Genomic DNA, 21,188 nt, shown 5'->3' with positions numbered 1-21,188 from the left:
GCAAGATTCTAAAACGCCTGTAAATCAAGGATACAAAATGATGAAAAGTACACGCTTTGGATTGATCAGACGTATCACGCTCTGCCTGTTTTTAATGCTGGCAGCATTGTCCTCCACCTCATCCACTGCTCAGCAATCAGCGCACGGCGCTGTTCTTCTCCATGCAGCACGGCTTTTCGATGGCAATAACATGAGAACGGATACTTCCGTCTTAATGATAAATGGGCGGGTAGCACAAATCGGCACGCGCGAGTCATTCAAATCCGGTAATGCGGATGTCATCGATTTGGGCGATGCGACCATACTGCCCGGCTTCATAGAGTTGCATGCACACCTGTCATTTCAAAAAATCCCGGCGGACACCGTGCTGAAGCATGGAATCACGACAATCCGAGATGTGGGCGGGCCCATACATAAGCCATATGGCGGGAATGGAAGCCTGCGTGTACTCACCTCCGGGCCGATTATTACAGCGCCTGGCGGTTATCCCATTTCAATCATGGGACACACAAATGTCGCAACCGAGGTGTCCACCGAAGAAGAAGCACGCACCACGGTTCGCAACCTCATCAATAAAGGTGCCGTCGTGATCAAGATTGCGCTGGAGCCTGGTGGTGAAGCAGGCGCCCCATGGTCATCCGGCCATGGTCATGGTCACGACCACGGTCACAGCCACGGCCATGATCACGGCGATGGTCATCATGATCAACCAGATGCAGCACAAGCGAATACCCATCACAAGCCTGCCAGCAGCGCCTCCCCCGCGAAACAACCCTGGCCGTTATTGCCGGAAAAAATTGTAAAGGCGATTGTGGATGAGGCACATGGCAATAAACGCAAGGTGACAGCGCACATTGCCGAGGTACAAGGTGCACAGATTGCTGTCAACGCAGGTATCGATGAATGGGCTCACGTGCCTTGCGACGTTATTCCCGAGCCGTTGTTAAAACAGGCAGTGGCGCAGAACGTAAAAATAGTCACAACGCTCGATACTTTATCGAAATGTTCGGGTGTCATTCACAATGCCGGCGCCTGGGCGGCACTGGGCGGCGAATTTTTATACGGCGCTGAAATTGCCCATCCGGACATTCCCCGCGGAATTGACGCGCAGGAGCTTATGTACATGATGCAAATGGGCAGAATGAAATTAATCGACGTCTTGCGTGCAGCGACATCGAAAGCGGGTGAACATCTGAATTTACCTCTTCTGGGTACCATTCAACGGGGTGCCCCTGCCGATATTATTGCCGTGAGGGGCGATCCCACTCATAACCTGAAAATTCTCGAATACCCCGATCTGGTTATTTCAGGTGGCAAAATCGTATTGAATCATTTTGAAAACCAATGACCGGTTTCACCCTGAACACATGAAAATCCCAGCGCCGTGCCAGTGCTATAAATACCTTTATTACCAGATAGAACGATATAATGCCCATCCTTGGCAGTTTAAAATGATGGAATTTCCATCCTGTAAAATCGGAGTACAAACATGAAGAGAATGGCCTTGTTGTTGACGGTTTCCGCATTGGTGAGCCTGGCAGGCTGCACAAAAACTGATAATTACACACCCCAGGAAAATGCCAGCGGAGAAGATATTTTTTATGCTAATTGCACAAAATGCCACAAGCCGGAGTCTGCCGGCAGCGTGATGACAATAGATGCCAAGATGGCAAACAAGGACGCAATCATTCAGAAGGTTCAGAAGGGAAGCATGGGGATGAGCGCGTTCCCCAATATTAAAGGCGAGCCAGCGCAACGCCTGGCGGAGTTCGTTCTGGCAAACAGCAAAACCAAGTAGTTTGCCGTATAGGTTGCAGTCGGACGGGTTGTTGGAGAAGGATGACTCCAGCAAAATCCGCCAGAATCGACGAAATGGAGGAGGATGAGAGCTGGGGGGCGGAGTGGTGTCGAATCCATGACTACGTCACCGGTGCGGGCGCAGATACCATTGCCCATTCATCCTCCATCACATCATTCTAGCAGCGAGGTACTGATGTGTTCATAGTCAAGTGGACGCTTGTCGTCATTGCCCTTGTCGCCATTGCCGGACTGATTGCCGGTCAACTCGGACTCCTCAAGGGAACACCGCCTGCCGATCTGGGCGTGCACGGCGGGAAGCTCAAGCCCCCCTCGCAAGCACCCAACAGCGTATCCAGCCAGGCCTCGCTCTACCCCGGTCATCCGCAGCGCACTTACGCGGATATAGCGCCACTGTCTTTGAAAGGCGATCCGGACGCCACGCTCGACCGCATTGCCGGCATTATCGAAGCCATGGATGGCGCGAATATAGTCAAAAGAGAACCAGGCTACATTTACGCACAGTTCACTACCCGCCTCATGAAGTATGTAGATGATGCCGAGTTCTGGTTCGATCCAGATGCGGAAGTCATTCAAGTCCGATCGGCGTCTCGCCTTGGAAAGTCAGATCTCGGCGTGAACCGCAAGCGCATCGAATTCATTAGGCAAAAGCTCAGTTCTTCTTGAGCTTGCTGGCCGACAGCTCGTGGATTTGTCGCGCCGCTTTGCTCATCGCTGAGGGCACCTTGATAAATCCTTCATGACGCGCCTTGCCCACGTTTCCCCATACCCGCTTTCATGACTGCTGCGCTCCGCCCGCTCTACCGTTTTCTGCTCGCATTTCTTATCCTGGCGCTGCTGCTAGCAGGCAGCAGCGGCTGGCTCATGCTGCACGGCAGCCTGCCGCAATATGGCGGGACGGTTAGCGTAACCGGCCTGTCTGCCCCGGTGTCTGTGGAACGCGATGCCCTTGGCAGCGCGACACTCCGCGCGCAGAATCGCCATGATCTGGCCTGGGCCCTCGGTTACGTCCATGCACAGGAACGCTTCTTCGAAATGGACTTGATGCGGCGAAAAGCAGCGGGCGAACTGGCCGAATTGTTCGGGGCAGCCGCTTTGCCAGTCGACCGCGAAGCGCGGAAACACCGCATGCGCGCACGGGCATCGGCAACACTGGCGAATCTGTCGGCCGAACAAAAGCAAATGCTCGACGTATATCGAGATGGGGTAAATCAAGGCCTGGATGCGCTTGCGACGCGTCCGTTCCCATATCTGCTGACACGAATGCAGCCCGTTGCGTGGCGCAGCGAAGACAGCATACTGGTCGTTCAAGCGATGTATTTCACGCTGAACGAGGCGAGCGATCTGCGCGAACTGGACTTCTCCACCATGCGCGCGTCACTCCCGGAAGCTGCCTACCGTTTTCTCACTTTCAGCGGCGGCGCCTGGGACGCGCCGCTCATCGGCACAGCGTTTCAATGGCCGGAGCCTCCTTCCGCCGACGAACTCGATCTGCGCAAGCTCGACCCCGGCATCATGCCGCGCATCGATGAGCGTAGCGCCGATGAGCCCATTGATGACTTCCCCGGCAGTAACAGCTTCGCTGTCTCCGGCCAACTGGCCGGAGGCGCCGCACTGATCGCCAACGACATACATCTGGAACTGCGTGTACCAAATATCTGGTTCCGAACTCGCCTGATTTATCCCAATTCACGCCATACCGGACAAATGAATGACGTCATCGGCGCCAGCCTGCCGGGCACACCGGCAATCGCCGTCGGCTCCAATCGCCAGATCGCGTGGAGCTTTACAAACAGTTATGGCGATTTCATCGACTGGGTAAGAGTCACGCCGGACCCCGCTGATGCTTTGCGCTACCGTAGCGCGACCGGGTGGAAATCCATTGCCGTTCACCGTGAAGTCTTGCATGTGCGCTATGCGCCGGATGAGATACTTGAAGTATACGAGACCGAGTGGGGTCCAATCCTGGCTGCCGACCACGATGGCGCGCCACTCGCGCTGGCCTGGACCGCGCACCGTCCCGACGCGGTAAATATGGAACTCGCTCGGCTTGATGAGGCGGAAACCGTAGATGAAGCAATTGTAATTGCACAAAATGCCGGGATTCCGGCGCAAAACTTTATCGTTGGCGACCGGAAAGGCAAGATTGCCTGGACCATCGCCGGCCGAATTCCAGCGCGAACGGGCAACTACGATCCAACACTCCCTGCGGATTGGAGTGCACCGGATACGGGATGGAACGGCTGGCTCTTACCCACGCAGTATCCGCTTATTGTTGATCCGCCAGGGCAGCGTCTTTGGACCGCTAATGCGCGTACCGTCGACGGCCTCATGCTCGACAGGCTAGGTGATGGCGGGTACGATCTTGGCGCGCGCGCAAAGCAGATCCGCGACGACTTATACGACCTCAAGCACTTCTCACCCGGCGACATGCTGGCGATTCAACTTGATGATCGCGCATTGTTCCTGGCGCGCTGGCGGCAACTTCTCGAACTGACACTAAACCAGGCGGAATCAGCGCCATGGCGCACCGAAATGGAGCTAGCGCTTCGCGATTGGGATGGGCATGCATCTACGGATTCAGTCGCCTACCGCTTAGTTCGTGCATTCCGCCAGGAGGTTATCCATAAGGTACTCGACGGTTTTGAAGTAGCAGTCCGACAAGATCATCCCGATTTTGCGCTCCCACCGTTAAGCCAGGCCGAACACGCAGTATGGACATTGATCGAGCGTCGCCCCCCGCACCTGTTGCTGCCGGTTTATAACGACTGGGAAGATTTGCTCGGCAGATGCGCGAAACATGTGGCTGAGCGTATGCAAAGCCGGCCGGGCGGTATCGCCGCTCGCACCTGGGGTGAACGTAATACCGCCCGCATCCGCCATCCGCTCAGCCGGGCTCTGCCGGCGTTTGCCGAAAACTGGCTGGATATGCCAAAGGATGCGCTACCCGGCGACAGCAAGATGCCGCGCGTGCAATCACCTCGCTTTGGCGCCTCGAATCGTTCTGCGGTCGCACCGGGCAGTGAAGAGCATGGATATTTCGAAATGCCCGGTGGACAGAGCGGGCACCCGCTCTCACCCTATTATGGCAGCGGTCACGGCGATTGGGTCGAGGGCAAACCGACGCCATTCCTTCCCGGCCCAGCCGAGCAGACGTTGTACTTGCGTCCGCTCACGAAAACCCGGTAGTTGTTGCATGGCGCAAAGTCCGACCAAGCCCCACTATTTCTTCTGCGTTCCGCCGTGAATGCTCAGTCCCGGTTCGTTCGCCTGGCGTCCTTTTTCGTAATGGGTATAAACGTAGACAGGCAACTCCAACTCACCGAGATGATGCTTGATCAGTGGCTGTACCACTTGCCAATCCAGTCCGCCCGCGCCGGTCGCAAGGCGTGGCAGGGCGACATTGGCAAACCTCCCACTTTCCAATAGATGCCGCAGTTCGCGCAGCGCGCGATCGACATATTCAGTCCGGGCACGTCCCGGCCTGCTCTCGCTGCTTTCCGGGGCTTCATTGGTGAGAAGGCTGACGACACGCTTGCTCATCGCGCCTGACCATACCCACGCCTCGCCGACCTTAGGTTGCCCAGTGTGACAGAAGTGGCGAAAATCCTTCACAAGAGCGGGCCATTGCTGACGCAGACTCAAGGCCAGACCTTGATCGAAATGGTCATGGGGGGCAACCGCATGGACGATAACTTGAGCGTGGCTCAACAGGATATCGCCCCTTACCTCATGGATCATGTAGCCTCCGGCGATAGGCATAAAGGAACGAGCATATATTCCAGTATAGCAATCCGATTTTTATTTACCCGGTCTCTGGAATTGCAAATTTCGGCTCACACACGCTGAATACCGAGTCCTCGAATACCAGTCCCAGGATTTACCAACTTAACAATAAAAAATTTGCTGCCATAACTTCACGCTCGATTTGACATCCCTTTTCGTATTACCTATATAAATAGATAAGAACTGGTCCAGTCTAAATAGATAAGAGCAGATCCAGTCCTTGTTTTAATTATGGACTCCGTGTAACTCAACTTGGTTCAAAGGAGCTATCATGATCAAACCTTTTTCCACCTTGTTCGCCGCGGTTCTTGCCGCTACCGTTGGGGCGCAACCGGCTTTTGCTCAACAACTGCAAACCCAAATCGTCGCAACCGGCCTTGACCGACCCTTGTTCGCCACCTCCCCCGCCGGAGATTCGCGACTATTCATTGTTGAGCAGGGCGGTTTGATCAAGGTGCTCCAAAATGGGGCGGTGCTGCCAACTCCGTTTCTGGATTTGTCTGATTCGGTCAATACCGAGGGCGAGCGCGGCCTCCTCGGGATGGCATTTGATCCAAATTTTGCGTCCAACCACCGCTTCTATGTCGATTATATCGATAAGACCACCCTCAATACGGTAGTCGCTACGTATCAGGTGGGCACGGCTCAACCAAACGTAGCAGATGCCGCAAGCGCCCAAACCATACTCACTGTCGCGCAACCCGAGTTCAACAATCACAAGGCCGGGTGGATCGGTTTTCGCCCCGGCGAAGCAAATAACCTCTACATCGCCACTGGCGACGGCGGGTTCCGCGATGATCCCGGAAATCGCGCACAAAATCTTTCCGAGAATCTCGGCAAGATTCTCCGCGTCGACGTGTCCACCGATCGTTCGCCTGGCGATCCTACCCAATACGGCTACGCGATACCGGAGGGCAATGTTACAGGCGGAAACCCTGAAATCTACGCTTATGGGCTGCGCAATCCGTTCCGCGACAGTTTCGACCGCGAAACCGGCACCTTCTACATTGGGGATGTCGGGCAAAACGCACGCGAAGAGATCAACAATGGCGTCGCTGGCGGCAATTATGGGTGGCGCAAGTTTGAAGGCACACTGTTGAATTTTCCTGACGACCCCGAGATTGCAAACCACACGCCACCAATCCATGAATATAGCCATAGCGACGAAGGCGGCTCGGTCATCGGCGGCTATGTCTATCGTGGATCAGAGATCGAAGGACTGGAAGGTACTTATTTCTTCGCCGACTTCGTAAACGACAAGGTGATGTCCTTCGATCCCGCAGACCCCAACATGACTCTCTCCGACCGCACTGAGGAACTGCTGTCCCCCACCGGGATTTCCGGTGGAATTACCTCATTCGGCGAGGATGCTGCCGGTAACCTGTATCTAGTAAGCATCAATGGCCAGGTGGGGATGATCGCGGCTATACCTGAACCACAGAGCTACGCCATGATGCTGGGGGGAATGCTTCTGGTTGGGCTATGGGCCAGGCGGAGGGAAAAAGCTGCATCTGCGCTCGCGTGATTTGCATAAATGTGAGGCAGTGGGCCTGTGCCTATGGCTGATAGCCCGTCAATCCGCGCCCGGTCTCCTACGTCCAGTATCAACACCAGTACGGCGCCGAACCCGAACATGACGCCCCAGCGATACCAAGCCCATGCGGCAGCCAGATGACCAGCACCAGGGTAAACATCAGCGCCGCATGCAGGTCAGCCTCTCTTAAATGAGTTTCCCTAAAATCTCAGAAAGAGCCGGGATGACGATGCGAAGTGAATACATCATCGTGCCCCGCATCACCGTCTCCGCTGTTTTACCCGAATCTTTTTGGCGCTAGCAGCACTTGGCGGCGGCTTTACGCTTCGCGGACTGAACAGTTGAGGGTGGCGCGCAGCACGCGTCCGCTTCATCCGTTTTCGTCCTAGTGTCCGCGCCGTATATCTCTGCCTTGTCCAGCGTGTGATAGGTCTCCCACGCAATCCCCTGCGGATCGGTAATCCAGTATTTGTCCGAGCGCGCATAGCAGCATGTCGCGTCCGGCTGATCGAGCATGGCGATTTCAGCAGCGGCCACTTGCCCGCGCAGGGCGCCGAGTTCTTTGTCCGTATCGACCTGGAGCCCGAGATGGTCCAGGCCTGCCTTTGCGCCCCTCTGTGAGATAGCAAAGTTGATGCGGGGATCTTCCATCATCCACTTTGCGTAGTCCGGTTTGTGCACCGAGGGCTCGGCTCCGAATACTGCCGAATAAAAGCGGATGTTTGCGTCGAGATCATCAACAGCGATATGCACGTGAAAACGTTTCATGATTTGCTCCTTTCAGGTTTGCGTTTAATTTGCGGTGGCGCACAGCATCCCTCGAGCGCCGTTTCCATCACTGCAAGGCACTCCTGCGGCATGCCCTTGCAGCAGTTCCGGGTAAGAAACGTCATCAGCGCCGCCATTTGCGTAAAGTCGGCCATGTAGTAGATAAATCGGCTTTTCTGGCGCGAGGTCACCAGACCCGCATGGCTGAGTTCCTTGAGGTGAAAGGACAGGGTCGCAGGTGCCACACCAAGTTTTTCACCAATGCTGCCCACTGCCATGCCTTCAGGGCCCGCCTCGACGAGCAAGCGAAAAACTGAAAGCCGCGTTTCCTGGGCGAGTGCCGCAAGGGCGTTTACTGCTATTTTAGTTTCCATGTTTCTAGATTAATAGAATTGTAGAAAAATGTCAAAGGAAATATATGGGTCGCGGGTCGCTACCCCACACCCCCTCGTTGGCACGGGGCAGAGTGCACAGGAGATCTGCGGTCAATCCTTATCTCCTGCACTCACCTTTCAGCATCCGTTGGCTGCAGCCTGCATCAAGGCCAAGACCGCTTTGGGGTGGCTTCAGTCAGCCTTGACCCTGCCAATCATAGCCGGACTAAAAACACAACGCCTTGACCTTCAGGCTCGGCAGCATGTAATGTTCGCCCCTTGTTGATGAGTCGTTCTTGGAATTCCTATCTTTGAGTAATCCCCCCGCTACAGACGAACTTCTTCACGGTATCCTCAAGCAGGTTTCCCGTTCGTTTTATCTCACGCTTAATGTGCTGCCGATTGGCGTGCGCGATCAGATGGGACTGTCGTATCTCTTTGCGCGCGCAGCCGACACCATTGCGGACACCGACCTCATCGACCGCGCGCAGCGGCTGAAATACCTTAATCAGTTCCGCGCGCAGTTCGCAACAGACCGTATTGACTGGAAAGCCATCCGTGAGATTCAAACCGTGCTGATTCCTCATCAGAAGGACTCCGGAGAAAGTATTCTTCTTCAGCGACTGGAAGACTGTTTCAGGCTGTATGAGGAATACTCCGCCGGCGATCGGGAACGAATCCAATGGCTGATGGAGGTGCTGCCCGAGGGGATGGAAATGGACCTGACCCGCTTTCCGGGGGAATCCAGCTCGCAGCTCACCGCATTGTCCACACTGGACGAGTTGGACCGGTACACTTACTATGTCGCTGGGTGTGTGGGAGAATTCTGGACCAGAATGATCTGTGCGCATCGGCCGACAATGAACCGGTGGAACGTCGAAGAGATGTCTGCCGTTGGGGTGAGATTCGGAAAGGGGCTGCAACTCACGAATATTGTCAAGGACATAGCGCGCGACCTGCATAATGGCCGCTGTTATGTGCCAGAGTCGCTCCTGGCCGAAGCTGGGTTGAAACCAGCCGATTTGCTGATTGAAACCAATCTGCCGAAATTCAGGCCGGTGCTGAACCGGCTCATCAGGCTCGCCATGGAGCACCTGGATCAAGGCTGGATTTATACCATGGCGATTCCTGTCTCCGAGATCCGCCAGCGGTTGGCTTGCATCTGGCCAATACTATTGGCGGGCGAGACATTGAAACGTGTCGCGATTGCGCCTGACTTGCTTGACCCGGCCGTTAATATCAAAGCGCCCCGCAGCGTTGTTTATCGTGTGGTGGCGCTGACGACCCTCACTTGTGCCAATGCCTATGTGGCGACTACTTATTGGGATAGCCTCAGAAAGCAAGTTGCCTGAGCCCTAGACTGGGGCCTGCATGAACCGACGATGAACGCCAGAGGTCAGAGGGTCTGAGGTTGAGGTCTGAGCAAGATAAAACAGGGCCGCACCCCAGGAATTTTTATCGTGCCGCATCCATGAATAAATCTCCAGAAAAACCCGGTTCTCTGACAACCGCACCTCCCGCCACCGGATTCATCTCTACCGCGGGTCGCTGGCTCGACGACAATATTCTTGCACTGGGGCGCGAAATGCGACTGTCCTATCTACCCCCGCTCATGGTTTATGCTGCAGCCGGGATTTCCGGCTTGACGGCTATCGTCGGCACGTTTTACGTCAAGGAGCGATTGGGGCTTTCGGCCGAGTTTCTGGCGGCGCTCGGGTTCTGGATGATGCTTCCGTGGGCCTTGAAGATGCCGCTCGGCCATCTGGTCGATCTTGTATGGCGATGGAAGAGCCTGCTCGTCTATCTGGGCGCGGGCCTGATTACGGTGAGCCTGGTGATCATGATCGGGTTGCTTGGGCACCTTGATGCGATGCGCGCTGTCGCCACGGTCGAAGCCTGGTACGTCACATCGGCGTTGCTCGCGCCCATCGGCTACGTGCTTCAGGATGTTGTGGCGGACGCCATGACAGTGGAAGCGGTTCCCAGGGTGGATGCAAACGGGCACCCCTTGACGCTTGAAAATCGCAAGTCCATGCATGTCACCATGCAAACGCTCGGGCGTGTTGCCATCATCACCGGGGGGATTCTCGTCTCCGTGGTGAATGTTTTTGTGCTGCAAGGCGTAGGCGAATTACCCGAGGCGCAGAAAGCGGCCGCTTATCTATTCGTCTATGAACTCGCCTTGATCATCCCGCTGGTTTCGGTTGCCGGTGTTTTATTCGCCTCCTGGCTGCGGCGGCGCGATGTGGCGTGGTTCGTTGCGCAAGGGCATAGCCGCCACGAAGCTGAAGCGCTGCTTGGCGCCTACGCGGATCCTCCTCCGGTCAACTGGTGGATTCTCGGCGGCGGACTGGCCTTTACCGCGATATCGCTGAGTGTCGGCCTAAGCCGTATTCCCGGCGGTGAAGAAATAATTTTTGTCGTTTCCATGGCAATCGTTTTATTTCTGATGTGGCGGCTGACCGGCGAACTGGAGCCCGAAGCGCGCAACGTGCTGGTGGGCACGGCGATTCTGATATTTGTTTTCCGCGCCATTCCCGGACCTGGCGCCGGCTCGACATGGTGGATGATCGACAGCCTGGGCTTCGATCAGCAGTTTCTCGCCGCATTATCGCTGATTGGCGCAACGCTTACGCTCGCGGGAATGTTCATCTTTCGCCGCTTTATGGCCGAACGTTCGATTGCTTACATCATCGGTGCGCTTACTATTGCCGGAACCTTACTATCGCTGCCGATAGTGGGCATGTATTTCGGTTTGCATGAATGGACCGCATCTGTTACTGGCGGTATCGTTGATGCGCGATTCATCGCCGTGATCGACACCGCGCTGGAGTCGCCTCTGGGCCAGATCGCCATGATCCCGATGCTTGCCTGGATCGCCAACTCGGCGCCCGAAAAGCTCAAGGCCACTTTCTTTGCTGTTATGGCATCGTTCACCAATCTTGCCTTGTCCGCTTCGCAGCTTGGTACGAAGTATATGAACCAGATTTTTGTGGTGACGCGCCAGGTAGAAGATCCTGACACTGGCAAGATCGTGATCCCCGCCGATTACAGTGAGCTCGGTCTGCTGTTGATCGCGGTAACCATGATCGGCTTTGCGCTGCCGCTACTGTCTATCGTGTTGCTCAAACGCACGCGCTTCCGCAATGCATGATCCGCTCGGACTATCGGACATTTTATACGTTCAGCATATCATTGCAGGCACCTGCCGCGGCTAAGTCAATGGCATTTCCAGCCGCCTGGTCGTCTACTTGACATTATCTCAACCGGAGGACATCATTCGGAGGGTGAGGTCGAGGAATTACTTATCGATTCAGTCACGATTCTGAGCATCGCGCAAAGCTGCTGATCTCCTCTCCTTTAACAATCCTCCTGGACCTGGAGAATACCCATGCTGCGACAAGAAGGCCGCGTAAACCTGTTTGCGCTGCTGCTGATCATTTTTGCGGCAGCGATGGCGTACTGGCTCTGGCGCGCCCATGCTCAGGTGACTCTGGAAATCGAGCTTGCTTGCCGTCTGCCTGCCGCCGAAGCCTGCGCTGCGGCAAAGGCACGTTATACGGATAGTTTTTTATCCGCATGGCTTTCGCAAATGTTCCCGTGGATTCTTCCATTCGTTCCAGCATTTATTTACGTGTTCTTTTTTCGCTGGCTGCGCAAAAACAAGCAGGCCGACGGTTAAAGGATGAGATCATTACCGCGATGATCCGGTTGATGGAAGCAACGAAATATCTGGCATATAAGGCTCACGATGTTCGGTAGGGCAATAGTTGCAGGATGTCGTGAATTCTCATACGGCAATAACGACAACTGCTGCAACTGCTTCATCCAGTCTTGATTGCAAACGCCCGATTACTCGGTTCGAAGCGCTTCAATTGGATTTAACCGTGCTGCCCGCATGGCTGGAACGACGCCGGCGGCAAGACCGATCAGTACCGAAATTCCCAGCGCCCCCAGTACATAATCCCATGGGGTGTGCACGGGCAGGCCAACCTCCAGGGACTTTATCAGCCAAGCGATCCCGGTGCCGATAGCCAAGCCGCCCAGCCCGCCCAATGTAGCGAGCAAGGTGGATTCCATCAGGAACAGAATGCGGATGCGCGCTCGCGTGGCCCCCAACGCAGTGAGCAGACCGATCTCGGCGACGCGTTCGGTCACGGCAATGTGCATCAGCGTGACCATGCCCACTGCCCCGACCAGCAAGGAAATTCCGCCAAGTGCGGCGACAGCAAAGAGCAGCACATCCAGCACGGTATTTAGCGTTTTCAGCATTTGCTGTTGTGGCGTGATGGTGAAATCCTCACGGCCATGCCTTGCAATCATCATGCGGCGGATATCGTCAACAACGGCTTTGAGGGGAGCGCCGGGCCGATAGGCAATATTGATTTCCATCACGCCCTCGCGATTGAAAATTTCCAGTGCGCGTGTGGTGGGAATGAACACGGTATCGTCAAGATCGAACCCCAACACCTGTCCTTTCGACTCCATTATGCCGATCACCCTGAAGCGTGATGTGCCCACCTGCAACGTGGCGCCCAGTGGATTGGCGTTGCCGAACAACTCAGTTCTAACCTTGGACCCGAGCACGGCATAAGCACGCGGGTTGCGGGGATCATCAGCGGGAAGGAACTGGCCTGCTGCCACCTTCATATTGAATGCGCGTGCAAAATCCGGCCCTTCACCGTAGACCGTAACTCGCCGGCTACGCCCACGGGCGCTGATTTCCGCGTTACCGATCACACCAGCATTGACGTATTGCGGATAACGCGAAGCCTTCAGTGCCAGCGCATCTTCAATTGTAAGTAGCCGCGCGCTCCCTATCGCGCCCAGCGATGCCCCATGCGTGCTGATTTTACCCGGCGTGATGGTTATGATGTTGGTGCCGAATTGAGTGAACTCCGACAGCACGAATTGGTGGATTCCTTCACCGATAGAGGTCAGCAGGATGACTGCGGCAATTCCGATCCCAATGCCCGTTGCCGACAGAAAAGTGCGCAGCCGGTGCGCGGTGAGCGAGCGCAGAGCAAAATGCAGCATATCGATAGCGCTCATTTTGCTTATTTTCCCCTCTTTTTTTTACTCATTTTCCACTCATTTTCCACTGAGCGCATTCACGGGATCAAGCCGTGCCGCCCGCGCGGCAGGCAAAAGACTGGCGAGCAGGCCTGTGACGAAGGCGACCGCAATTCCCGCAATACTGGCCCAGGTCGGCGGCCATGCGGGAAGCTGAGGATAGGCCAGGCGGATTAGCAGACTACCCAACTGGCCGAGTGCAAACCCGGTGATAGCACCCACTAGTGACAGCCAGAGCGCCTCCACCAGGAACAAACGGTGAATATCGGCTGATGGAGCGCCTATGGCTTTCAACAGCCCGATCTCCGATGTTCGCTGGCTGACTGCCACCAGCATCACATTCATCACCAGAATACCGGCCACGGCCAGACTGATGGCTGCGATTCCGGCCACACCGAGCGTAAGTGCCCGCAGAATGCGGTCGAAGGTGGCGAGCACGGCATCCTGGGTAATGACGGTAACATCTTCTTCACCGTCGTGGCGCTGTTTCAAAACTTCGCCTATCGCTTCTTTGGCGGACACGAGGCCACCGCGGCTTTTGGTTTCAACCAGTATACGAAAGAGCGACGAAGTGTTGAAAAGCGCCTGGGCATAATTGATGGGGATAACGACGATTTCATCGGAGTTGAAACCCATCGATTCCCCTTGGGGCACAAGCACGCCCGATACCAGAAAACGTCGATCGCCGAGTCTCACCCGCTTTCCGACAGCATTGCTCTGGGGAAAAAATTCCCGGGCAAGTTTTGCGCCGAGAAGAATCTGCGCGCTGCCCGTGGCTCCTTTTCCTTTTCCTTTTTCTTGTGCGAGAAAGCTGCCCTGCGCGAGCTTCATGTGCCGTATGGGCAGTATGTCCGCCGTGCTGCCCAGCACGGTAACTTCGCGCAGGCGGCCGGCGGCCACAAGTTCCGCAACGCCAACGTTGAGGGGCGCATAGCGCCTGACCTGGGGGAGATGGCCAAGTGCCCGGGCGTCTTCCAGCGTCAGATCGCGCGGCGTCTGTCCTAGTGCAGCACCAGGAAATCCACCCGACGTTTCCGCTCGTCCAGGCAAAACAGCAATCAGATTGGTACCGATTGAGGAAAACTGGCCAACCACATACCGCCGTGCCCCATCCCCCAAAGCAGTCAGCACTACCACTGCCGCCACACCCAATGCCATCGCCAGAACGATGAGCAGTGAACGGGTTCGATAACTCGCAACAGTTTTTAGAGAAAACTGCAAGGTGTCGCGCAGTTTCATGTGCCTTGGAACTTCAGTTGGAACATGGGTTATCTCTTTATGCCGGACTGCAGGCTAGTCCCACATTTCGCGCCATTTCCATGGTGGCCGCGCATGGGGATCGGCCCATAATCCCCGCTTGGCAACCTTGGCTTCTTCCTGCAGAGGATTGAGACTGGGATCTTTCACATACCGGTTGTATACCCAGGCCATGCCGCGTCTTAACTGTTCTTCGCCTGCATCGACATCTCGGCAGCGAACCTTGGCAAGCATGCGTCCATATTGATCTTTTCCTTTCGAAACTACTGTCACCTGTTCCCAAAAGCAAAGGTCGGAAAGCGACTGTCTTGAATCCGTGCCAAAGGGCTGGTTTTTTTCCGGCGCATCGATTCCAGCCAGCCGCACTCTTACCCATTGCTTGTCTATTACCACTACCAGGTTATCGCCATCAGTAATATTGATTACTTGGCCGGTCAGGTCAGCGTTGGCGAGATGGGGAAAGAAAAAGAATATGACCAGTGCAACGGCAACAACGGTGTGCTGCATTATGGATGCCTACTTCTGCTCGTGTTGTTCTAAAATTGTTCTCAATACCTTCAACGATGGTGGCCTCTATCAAGCTATGCCCCGTGCGCCGAGCTGCCGAATGTTTCGCTCGAGCCGTGCGGTATTATCAATTGAATTTTTCGGCTGTTCAATAGGGTCGAGGGCTCGAGCTTCGATCGTTTCAGTAATCAGGCCTCACACCAACCTGTCTCATATATCCGGTTTATCTCCGCAGTAATTTTTGGGCTGTTCATTTTTCGTCAGCCACAATTTCACCATCCCGCATGGCAATGTGACGAAGGGCCCGGGCGCCCAGCTCCCGATCATGAGTAACGACGATAAGTGTCGTTCCCGCCTCGTGCAGCCCTTCCAGCAGCGTCATCACTTCAGCGCCAATGCGGTGATCGAGATTGCCCGTGGGTTCATCCGCCAGCAAAGCTGTCGGCCGCAGGATGGTCGCGCGAGCAATGGCTACACGCTGGCGCTGACCCCCAGATAGTTCCGCCGGGCGGTGTGCGGCGCGATCGCCCAGATCGAATCCCAGCAGAGCTTCATTTACACGTAATTTCCGCTCAGCGGGAGCGATGCCTTCAAGTATCAATGGCAATTCAATATTTTCCGCCGCCGTCAACCGTGGCACAAGATGAAATGACTGAAACACGAATCCGATTTTCTCTCGCCGTACGCGCGCCTGCTCGGTCTCGGACAGGCCGGTGACATCCTCTCCGTCCAGCTCATAGCGGCCGCTGTCGGGCTGATCGAGCAATCCTATGATATTCAGCAGAGTGGACTTGCCGGAGCCAGAAGGTCCCATGATGGAAACATATTCACCGGATTCGATCTCGAGATCGACCCCGCCCAGCGCGCGCACATCCTGATCTCCCATATGAAACACGCGTGAGACGGCGGTAAGGCGAATCATTCTTCTGTTATCGGCAGGATAGGTGGAGTGAAGCGCAACCCACCGGAGCCGGCATGATGGGATCGGGGGTTGCAGCCTCTATTTATTCCACGATCGGAGATCATGACTCGGCTGCCTTTTCCCTGATTTGCACCCCGGCTTTCACGTCTTCCTCATCAGACGACAGCAGCACTCTATCGCCTTCCTTCAGGCCGCTGATAACCTCGGTAAAAGCCCAGTTGGCAAGACCGGTTTCCGGATCTCCCTCGGCCAAACGGTTCTCCTCATCAACCACCAGCACCTTGCCGTTTTGCCGGATTGCCTGTGTCGGCACACGCAGCACGTTGTCGCGCCGCTCTATGACAACCTCGACATCCGCGCTGTACCCCACCAGCAGTGCATGTTTCGGTATCTCTTCGAAATCCACTTCGACATCCACCGTGCGCGCCTGTTTCTCGACTTCTGTGACGTAGGGCGCGATGCGCCTCACTTGTCCGTCAAAAATCTGACCGGGGAGCGCATCCAGTGTAATGCGCGCAAATTGCCCGGTTTTCAGTTTGGGTGCATCAACCTCATCCATTGGCGCAGTAACGTACAAACAGGTGTCATCTATCAGGTCAACCGCTGGCGGCGTAGGGATACCCGGTGGCGAGGGTGTGGCGTATTCGCCAAGTTCACCGGTAACAAGCGCCACAATGCCGGGGAATGGCGCGGTCAGCACTGTGCGCTCCAGTCCGGCTTGTGTCACCCGGACCTGCGCCTGGGCACGTTTCACGTCTGACTCGGTTGCGTCGCAATTGGCCTGCCGGGCGCGCGCTTCCGCATCCGCATTCTCCCTGCCCTGGGGACTGACGAAACCTCTGTCGGCAAGCTGGCGAGTGCGCTCAGCTTCGCGGTGCGCATTTTCAGCCAATACACAGGCTTCGCGCCGGCGTCCCTCGGCTGTCGCCAGTTGCCGGTGGGCCAGGTCACGCTGGGCGGCAAGGTCAGTGTTCCACAGTTCCAGCAGCACCTGCCCCTTTTCCACGCGGTCCCCTTCTTTTACCAGGAGCTTGACAATCTGGCCACCCGATGCTGGTGCGAGCTTTGCGCGGCGGCAGGCTGTTATGGTTCCCGCTCGCGTATTGACCACAGTGGATTCCACAGTGCCGAGCTTGATTGTGGCAAGTTCAACTTCTATCGGTTCAGGACGTGTTGATAACCAGATTGCGTAGCCCGATACTGCCAGAATCACTACAACGATTAGAAGACGGACCAGTGTTTTTGTTGTTGGCATGACGAGCAGAATAAATTGCGTGGACGCAATGTAACATTTCAAACGACATACGGGACCGCCTCATCTGTAACTGAAGTCGTCACCGGCAAAATATTGCGATAGTTGGTTGGTTCGCTTCGCCGTAAAGCGGGCCAACCTTACCCAGCCTTCATGATGGTCAGCGGTAGTTCTCTCTGGTGCATCACGCTGGCGCTCTGTGAAACGCCGCCTGAAGATAATGAACTGGCGCGCACGCCCAGCAATCGCAATTTCCTTTTGAGCGGTGCCCGCCGCAAGCATTCTTCAGCCGCACGGCGGATCGCAACGGCATTTGCAGCAGGACAGGATAACGTAATATCGCGGGTTATGGTGCTGAAGTCCTCAAATCGCAACTTGATACCGATTGTGCGAGCCGTGTAACCCCTGCGCTGGAGGTCTTGTGCCAGATTTGTACACAGGGCGGTGAAAATTTCCGACAAAACAGGACGGTCACGGCGGACATGAAGGTTGCGCTCGAAAGTGGTTTCGCGGCTGATCGACTTGGGTTCGGAATTTGTAACTACCGGGCGTTCGTCTATACCATGCGATACATCTTGCAACCAGCGGCCGTAGCTGCGGCCGAAGTGCATCTGCAGAAAAGCAGCCTCAGCTCGCGCCAATTCGGCGATGGTAGTAATGCCAAGCGCCGCCAGCTTTTGGGTCGCTTTAGGACCGATTCCATTGATTTTTCGAACAGGGAGAGGCCAGATCCGGCTCGGGATATCCGCGAGCGCCAGGATCGTGAGGCCATCCGGTTTTTCCAGGTCTGAACAGATTTTCGATAACAGCTTGTTGGGTGTCACCCCAATGGAACACGAAAGGCCGGTACTTTCCCGCACAGCCTGCTTGATGCGACGTGCAAGCATCGCCGTCTCGCCCGGTAGCTCGGTCAGGTCGATATAAATCTCGTCAATACCGCGGTCTTCGATGTGGGGAGCAATATCGGCAACCGCTGCCTTGAACAGGTTCGAATAATGCCGGTAAGCAGCGAAATCGGCAGGCAGCAGGATGGCGTCGGGAGCCAGGTGTGCAGCCTTCATCAAACCCATGGCGGAGGAGACGCCAAAAACGCGGGCTTCGTAGGTGGCCGTGGTTACGACGCCTCGGCCGGCATAGTCCCGTAATCGCGCGAAGCGCTTGCGGCCGTCTTCGAGCAGTGTCGGTTGCTGATCGCTCCGTCCGCCGATAACGACCGGTAGTCCGCGCAATTCAGGGTAGCGAAGCAATTCGACCGACGCATAGAACGCATCCATATCAAGATGAGCAATACGTCGGCACATTTTGCAGCCTGCTGATCAGAATGGGACAAGTAAAATCTGACGATGTTTCATCAAATCTTGCGTAATGTCATGAGCGGCGGCGTTGAAAGCGCCGCGCGGGTTCCCATCAACCCCGCCGCAGTCACGCCTGCCATTCCAGTGAGCAAGCCGGTCAGCCATATCCATGGATTGAAAGTGTAAGCCAGATGCAACGCATATTCACCAATGACATACCCGAGTGCGCTGGCCCCTGCCGCGGCGAAAAGACCCGCAAGCCCACCTAATATCGCAAATTCAGCTGCCCAGGCGCGCGCAAGTTGACCGCGCCTTGCCCCCAGGGTGCGGAATATGGCAGCCTCATGAATGCGCTCATCCTGAGTGGAAACGATGGCGGCATACAATACCGCCAGTCCCGCCAGCAAAGTGAACAGAAAAACAAATTCAACTGCATTGGTTACTTGTTCAATTACCTTCTGGACCTGGCTGATAATATTTGCTACGTCCAGCACAAGCAGGTTGGGAAAAGCCTTGATCAATTCGTTCGTGACTTCTATCTGCTCAGGCGGCAGGTGAAAGCTGGTAACGTAGCTAGCGGGGTAGTTCTCCAGCACACCTGGCGGGGTAACCACAAAAAAGTTGACGCGGAACGAATCCCAGTTCACTTTTCGCAGGCTGGTAACCTTGGCGGAAAATGGGCTGCCTGCGACGTCGTAAGTCATCGTGTCACCCACTTCGATGCCAAGCGTCTTTGCGATGTCCTCTTCCAGCGACAACTCCGCTTTGCCTCTCTCCCCGCTTTTCCACCATCGGCCTTTGACAATCTCATTGTCGCTCTGCAATTCATCCGTCCAGGACAGATTAAACTCACGCTCCACCAGCCGCTTTGCGCGAATATCGGCATACTCGTCCGATGCCACGGGCTCTCCATTGATTTCTGTCAGACGTCCGCGCACCATGGGAAAGACCGGCGGCCGCTCCATGTCGTGCTGGTCGAAGAAAGCCGCCAACGGCCGTAATTGGTCTACCTGGATATTTATCAGAAAATGATTGGGAGCGTCAGGCGGCAGACTGCTACGCCAATTCTGCAACATATCATCTCGAATGAGTGTCAGCGCGAGGAGCGCCATCAGTCCCAATCCCAACGATACCGCCTGTACTACGCTGGAGGTCGCGCGCCGGCGGATGCTTGCCAACCCATAGCGCCACGCGCCCGCCGTCTGGCTGCGCATGTGCGATAGCGCTTTTAGCAGAAGGAATCCAAGCAAACCGAAAACCGCTATTGCCGCAACGAATCCGCCTATGACAGACGCCCCTAGGCGCACGTCACCGGCTTTCCACAAAAACAGCGCTGACAACGCTATCAGCCCCAGCGCGTAGCCTGTGATACTAAAAGAATTCGGCATGCCGATATCGCGGCGCAATACCCGCAATGCGGGCACGCTTCGCAGGTTGAGCAGAGGTGGCAATGCAAAACCCAGCAATAACACCATGCCCGTCAGCAAGCCGTGCACGGCGGGCCACACGCTGGGCCATGGCAATTCCGCTTCCACCAGTCCGGAAAGGAAAAAAGTCAAGGCTTCCTGTGCGGCAAAACCAAGCAGGCAGCCAAGCCCGCTGGCGATCAACCCCAGCGTAAGGAAATGATACAGGTACAGGCGCAACATCGCCCCCTGGCTTGCCCCCAGACAACGCATTACCGCGCAGCCGTCGAGATGGCGCTGGGTGAAGCGGCGTACGGCAAGCGCAGCCGCCGCTGCGGCCAGCACTACGCTTGCCAGCGCCGTCAGGCTTAGAAATTTTTCCGCCCGCTCCAGTGCCGCCTTGATCTCGGGGCGGGCATCGCGGATACCCTCGATTCTTTCTCCGAGCATCAAACGCGATTGGGCCCACTTCCTGAAATTCTCCACTTCACCGGATTCTCCCGAAACCAGAAGACGATAGCTGATCCGGCTGCCTTCCTGCACCAGCCCGGTCGCGGGCAGGTCGGCCGCGTTGATCAATACGCGCGGGCGCAGGTTGAGAAAACCAATGGAATAATCCGGCTCCTGCGTTATCAGAGCAGAAACGACAAGATTTGCCGCACCCACTTCAATTGCGTCGCCTCGCTTGAGATCGAGGCGGACCATGAGCTTCTCGTCAACCCATGCTGAGCCGGGCGAGGGAATCGAATTGGCGACTTGGGTAGTCTTGGGCGACACGTTGCTGAAATCCTCGCTGATACGCAACTCACCTCGCAAGGGATAACCTGCTGTAACCGCCTTGATTTCCGTCAACAGGCTGAATTCCCCCTTCGCAGTCATACTGGGGAATTTAAGGGCTGTTGACACGTTCAGCCCAAGCCGTTTCGCTTCGTCGGCATAATGAGCAGCCAGTGGATGGTCGGAAAAAATTATCAAATCCGCCCCAAGCAACTGGTTGCCCTGACGGGAAAGCGCCATTTGCACACGGTCGGCAAAAAATCCTACCGTGGTCATTCCGCCTACCGCGATGATCAATGCAATGACCAGTACGCGCAGTTCCCCTGCGCGCCAGTCGCGGCGGAGCATACGGAACGAAAGTTTCATAATATTCATGGGAGTGCTAAGAATCCAGTTCTCATTATGTACATTGAACTCAT

Annotated in this window: 19 protein-coding genes; 9 read left to right on the top strand and 10 right to left on the bottom strand. The window is 55.8% G+C overall.

What is annotated here, in order from left to right:
- Positions 1–37 precede the first annotated feature (37 nt).
- From CRO05_RS06925 to CRO05_RS06910, 5 genes are all read left to right on the top strand, one after another.
- Positions 38–1,348, top strand: a complete 1,311-nt coding sequence (locus CRO05_RS06925; RefSeq protein WP_097066378.1) for an amidohydrolase family protein — start codon at positions 38–40, stop codon at positions 1,346–1,348.
- Positions 1,349–1,489: 141 nt separating this feature from the next.
- Positions 1,490–1,798 carry a cytochrome c gene (locus tag CRO05_RS06920; protein WP_097066377.1) on the top strand — a complete coding sequence of 103 codons (309 nt, stop codon included), beginning with the start codon at positions 1,490–1,492 and terminating at the stop codon, positions 1,796–1,798.
- Between the two features lie 41 nt (positions 1,799–1,839).
- Positions 1,840–1,980 carry a hypothetical protein gene (locus tag CRO05_RS15480; protein ID WP_159462703.1) on the top strand — a complete coding sequence of 47 codons (141 nt, stop codon included), beginning with the start codon at positions 1,840–1,842 and terminating at the stop codon, positions 1,978–1,980.
- Positions 1,981–1,995: 15 nt separating this feature from the next.
- Complete coding sequence (locus tag CRO05_RS06915) at positions 1,996–2,484, top strand: DUF1499 domain-containing protein (RefSeq protein ID WP_097066376.1); 489 nt, start codon at positions 1,996–1,998, stop codon at positions 2,482–2,484.
- Positions 2,485–2,595: 111 nt separating this feature from the next.
- Complete coding sequence (locus CRO05_RS06910; protein ID WP_097066375.1) at positions 2,596–5,007, top strand: penicillin acylase family protein; 2,412 nt, start codon at positions 2,596–2,598, stop codon at positions 5,005–5,007.
- A gap of 33 nt (positions 5,008–5,040) precedes the next feature.
- Here the strand turns inward: CRO05_RS06910 and CRO05_RS06905 are convergent, their stop codons facing one another.
- A complete protein-coding gene (locus tag CRO05_RS06905; protein WP_097066726.1) occupies positions 5,041–5,559 on the bottom strand; it encodes a macro domain-containing protein in 519 nt (172 codons plus the stop codon).
- 316 nt (positions 5,560–5,875) lie between these two features.
- Here CRO05_RS06905 and CRO05_RS06900 point away from each other — a divergent pair, with 316 nt between their 5' ends.
- Positions 5,876–7,129, top strand: coding sequence for a PQQ-dependent sugar dehydrogenase (locus CRO05_RS06900; RefSeq protein WP_097066374.1), 1,254 nt, complete (start codon positions 5,876–5,878; stop codon positions 7,127–7,129).
- Between the two features lie 306 nt (positions 7,130–7,435).
- Here the strand turns inward: CRO05_RS06900 and CRO05_RS06895 are convergent, their stop codons facing one another.
- Both CRO05_RS06895 and CRO05_RS06890 read right to left on the bottom strand, forming a co-directional pair.
- Complete coding sequence (locus CRO05_RS06895; protein ID WP_097066373.1) at positions 7,436–7,906, bottom strand: ArsI/CadI family heavy metal resistance metalloenzyme; 471 nt, start codon at positions 7,904–7,906, stop codon at positions 7,436–7,438.
- Positions 7,903–8,280 carry a helix-turn-helix transcriptional regulator gene (locus tag CRO05_RS06890; protein WP_097066372.1) on the bottom strand — a complete coding sequence of 126 codons (378 nt, stop codon included), beginning with the start codon at positions 8,278–8,280 and terminating at the stop codon, positions 7,903–7,905. The genes CRO05_RS06895 and CRO05_RS06890 overlap by 4 nt, the downstream gene beginning before the upstream one ends.
- Before the next feature lie 311 nt (positions 8,281–8,591).
- Between CRO05_RS06890 and CRO05_RS06885 the strand changes: the two genes are divergently transcribed.
- The 3 genes from CRO05_RS06885 (at position 8,592) to CRO05_RS06875 (ending at position 11,962) form a co-directional block, all read left to right on the top strand.
- A complete protein-coding gene (locus tag CRO05_RS06885) occupies positions 8,592–9,632 on the top strand; it encodes a phytoene/squalene synthase family protein (protein ID WP_097066371.1) in 1,041 nt (346 codons plus the stop codon).
- A 119-nt stretch (positions 9,633–9,751) separates the two neighbouring features.
- Complete coding sequence (locus CRO05_RS06880; RefSeq protein WP_097066370.1) at positions 9,752–11,434, top strand: hypothetical protein; 1,683 nt, start codon at positions 9,752–9,754, stop codon at positions 11,432–11,434.
- Between the two features lie 237 nt (positions 11,435–11,671).
- The gene (locus CRO05_RS06875) at positions 11,672–11,962 is read left to right on the top strand and encodes a hypothetical protein (protein ID WP_235001318.1); all 291 of its coding nucleotides are present in this window, start codon (positions 11,672–11,674) and stop codon (positions 11,960–11,962) included.
- 170 nt (positions 11,963–12,132) lie between these two features.
- On the opposite strand, the gene CRO05_RS06870 is transcribed toward CRO05_RS06875, so the two are convergent.
- The 7 genes from CRO05_RS06870 to CRO05_RS06840 form a co-directional block, all read right to left on the bottom strand.
- On the bottom strand, positions 12,133–13,332 hold the full coding sequence (locus CRO05_RS06870) for an ABC transporter permease (RefSeq protein WP_097066368.1): 1,200 nt from the start codon (positions 13,330–13,332) through the stop codon (positions 12,133–12,135).
- 39 nt (positions 13,333–13,371) lie between these two features.
- Complete coding sequence (locus CRO05_RS06865) at positions 13,372–14,592, bottom strand: ABC transporter permease (RefSeq protein ID WP_097066367.1); 1,221 nt, start codon at positions 14,590–14,592, stop codon at positions 13,372–13,374.
- Positions 14,593–14,646: 54 nt separating this feature from the next.
- Complete coding sequence (locus CRO05_RS06860; protein WP_097066366.1) at positions 14,647–15,117, bottom strand: thermonuclease family protein; 471 nt, start codon at positions 15,115–15,117, stop codon at positions 14,647–14,649.
- 250 nt (positions 15,118–15,367) lie between these two features.
- The gene (locus CRO05_RS06855; RefSeq protein WP_097066365.1) at positions 15,368–16,039 is read right to left on the bottom strand and encodes an ABC transporter ATP-binding protein; all 672 of its coding nucleotides are present in this window, start codon (positions 16,037–16,039) and stop codon (positions 15,368–15,370) included.
- Between the two features lie 100 nt (positions 16,040–16,139).
- On the bottom strand, positions 16,140–17,294 hold the full coding sequence (locus tag CRO05_RS06850) for an efflux RND transporter periplasmic adaptor subunit (RefSeq protein ID WP_097066725.1): 1,155 nt from the start codon (positions 17,292–17,294) through the stop codon (positions 16,140–16,142).
- Positions 17,295–17,431: 137 nt separating this feature from the next.
- Entirely contained in the window at positions 17,432–18,592 is a 1,161-nt protein-coding gene (gene dinB, locus CRO05_RS06845) for a DNA polymerase IV (protein ID WP_097066364.1), read from the bottom strand.
- A gap of 50 nt (positions 18,593–18,642) precedes the next feature.
- Positions 18,643–21,144 carry an ABC transporter permease gene (locus CRO05_RS06840; protein ID WP_097066363.1) on the bottom strand — a complete coding sequence of 834 codons (2,502 nt, stop codon included), beginning with the start codon at positions 21,142–21,144 and terminating at the stop codon, positions 18,643–18,645.
- Between the last annotated feature and the right edge of the window lie 44 nt (positions 21,145–21,188).

Source organism: Nitrosovibrio sp. Nv4 (genome assembly GCF_900215485.1).
Lineage (GTDB): Bacteria > Pseudomonadota > Gammaproteobacteria > Burkholderiales > Nitrosomonadaceae > Nitrosospira.
This window is presented reverse-complemented; position numbering and strand designations above follow the sequence as displayed.

Excerpts from the sequence above, each read along its gene's own strand:
- CRO05_RS06905 (WP_097066726.1), bottom strand. The coding sequence starts at position 5,559 with ATGATCCATGAGGTAAGGGGCGATATCCTGTTGAGCCACGCTCAAGTT.
- dinB (WP_097066364.1), bottom strand. The coding sequence starts at position 18,592 with ATGTGCCGACGTATTGCTCATCTTGATATGGATGCGTTCTATGCGTCG.
- CRO05_RS06855 (WP_097066365.1), bottom strand. The coding sequence starts at position 16,039 with ATGATTCGCCTTACCGCCGTCTCACGCGTGTTTCATATGGGAGATCAG.
- CRO05_RS06850 (WP_097066725.1), bottom strand. The coding sequence starts at position 17,294 with ATGCCAACAACAAAAACACTGGTCCGTCTTCTAATCGTTGTAGTGATT.
- CRO05_RS06920 (WP_097066377.1), top strand. The coding sequence starts at position 1,490 with ATGAAGAGAATGGCCTTGTTGTTGACGGTTTCCGCATTGGTGAGCCTG.
- CRO05_RS06890 (WP_097066372.1), bottom strand. The coding sequence starts at position 8,280 with ATGGAAACTAAAATAGCAGTAAACGCCCTTGCGGCACTCGCCCAGGAA.
- CRO05_RS06910 (WP_097066375.1), top strand. The coding sequence starts at position 2,596 with ATGACTGCTGCGCTCCGCCCGCTCTACCGTTTTCTGCTCGCATTTCTT.
- CRO05_RS06895 (WP_097066373.1), bottom strand. The coding sequence starts at position 7,906 with ATGAAACGTTTTCACGTGCATATCGCTGTTGATGATCTCGACGCAAAC.
- CRO05_RS15480 (WP_159462703.1), top strand. The coding sequence starts at position 1,840 with ATGACTCCAGCAAAATCCGCCAGAATCGACGAAATGGAGGAGGATGAG.
- CRO05_RS06880 (WP_097066370.1), top strand. The coding sequence starts at position 9,752 with ATGAATAAATCTCCAGAAAAACCCGGTTCTCTGACAACCGCACCTCCC.
- CRO05_RS06865 (WP_097066367.1), bottom strand. The coding sequence starts at position 14,592 with ATGAAACTGCGCGACACCTTGCAGTTTTCTCTAAAAACTGTTGCGAGT.
- CRO05_RS06875 (WP_235001318.1), top strand. The coding sequence starts at position 11,672 with ATGCTGCGACAAGAAGGCCGCGTAAACCTGTTTGCGCTGCTGCTGATC.
- CRO05_RS06900 (WP_097066374.1), top strand. The coding sequence starts at position 5,876 with ATGATCAAACCTTTTTCCACCTTGTTCGCCGCGGTTCTTGCCGCTACC.
- CRO05_RS06870 (WP_097066368.1), bottom strand. The coding sequence starts at position 13,332 with ATGAGCGCTATCGATATGCTGCATTTTGCTCTGCGCTCGCTCACCGCG.
- CRO05_RS06840 (WP_097066363.1), bottom strand. The coding sequence starts at position 21,144 with ATGAATATTATGAAACTTTCGTTCCGTATGCTCCGCCGCGACTGGCGC.
- CRO05_RS06860 (WP_097066366.1), bottom strand. The coding sequence starts at position 15,117 with ATGCAGCACACCGTTGTTGCCGTTGCACTGGTCATATTCTTTTTCTTT.
- CRO05_RS06925 (WP_097066378.1), top strand. The coding sequence starts at position 38 with ATGATGAAAAGTACACGCTTTGGATTGATCAGACGTATCACGCTCTGC.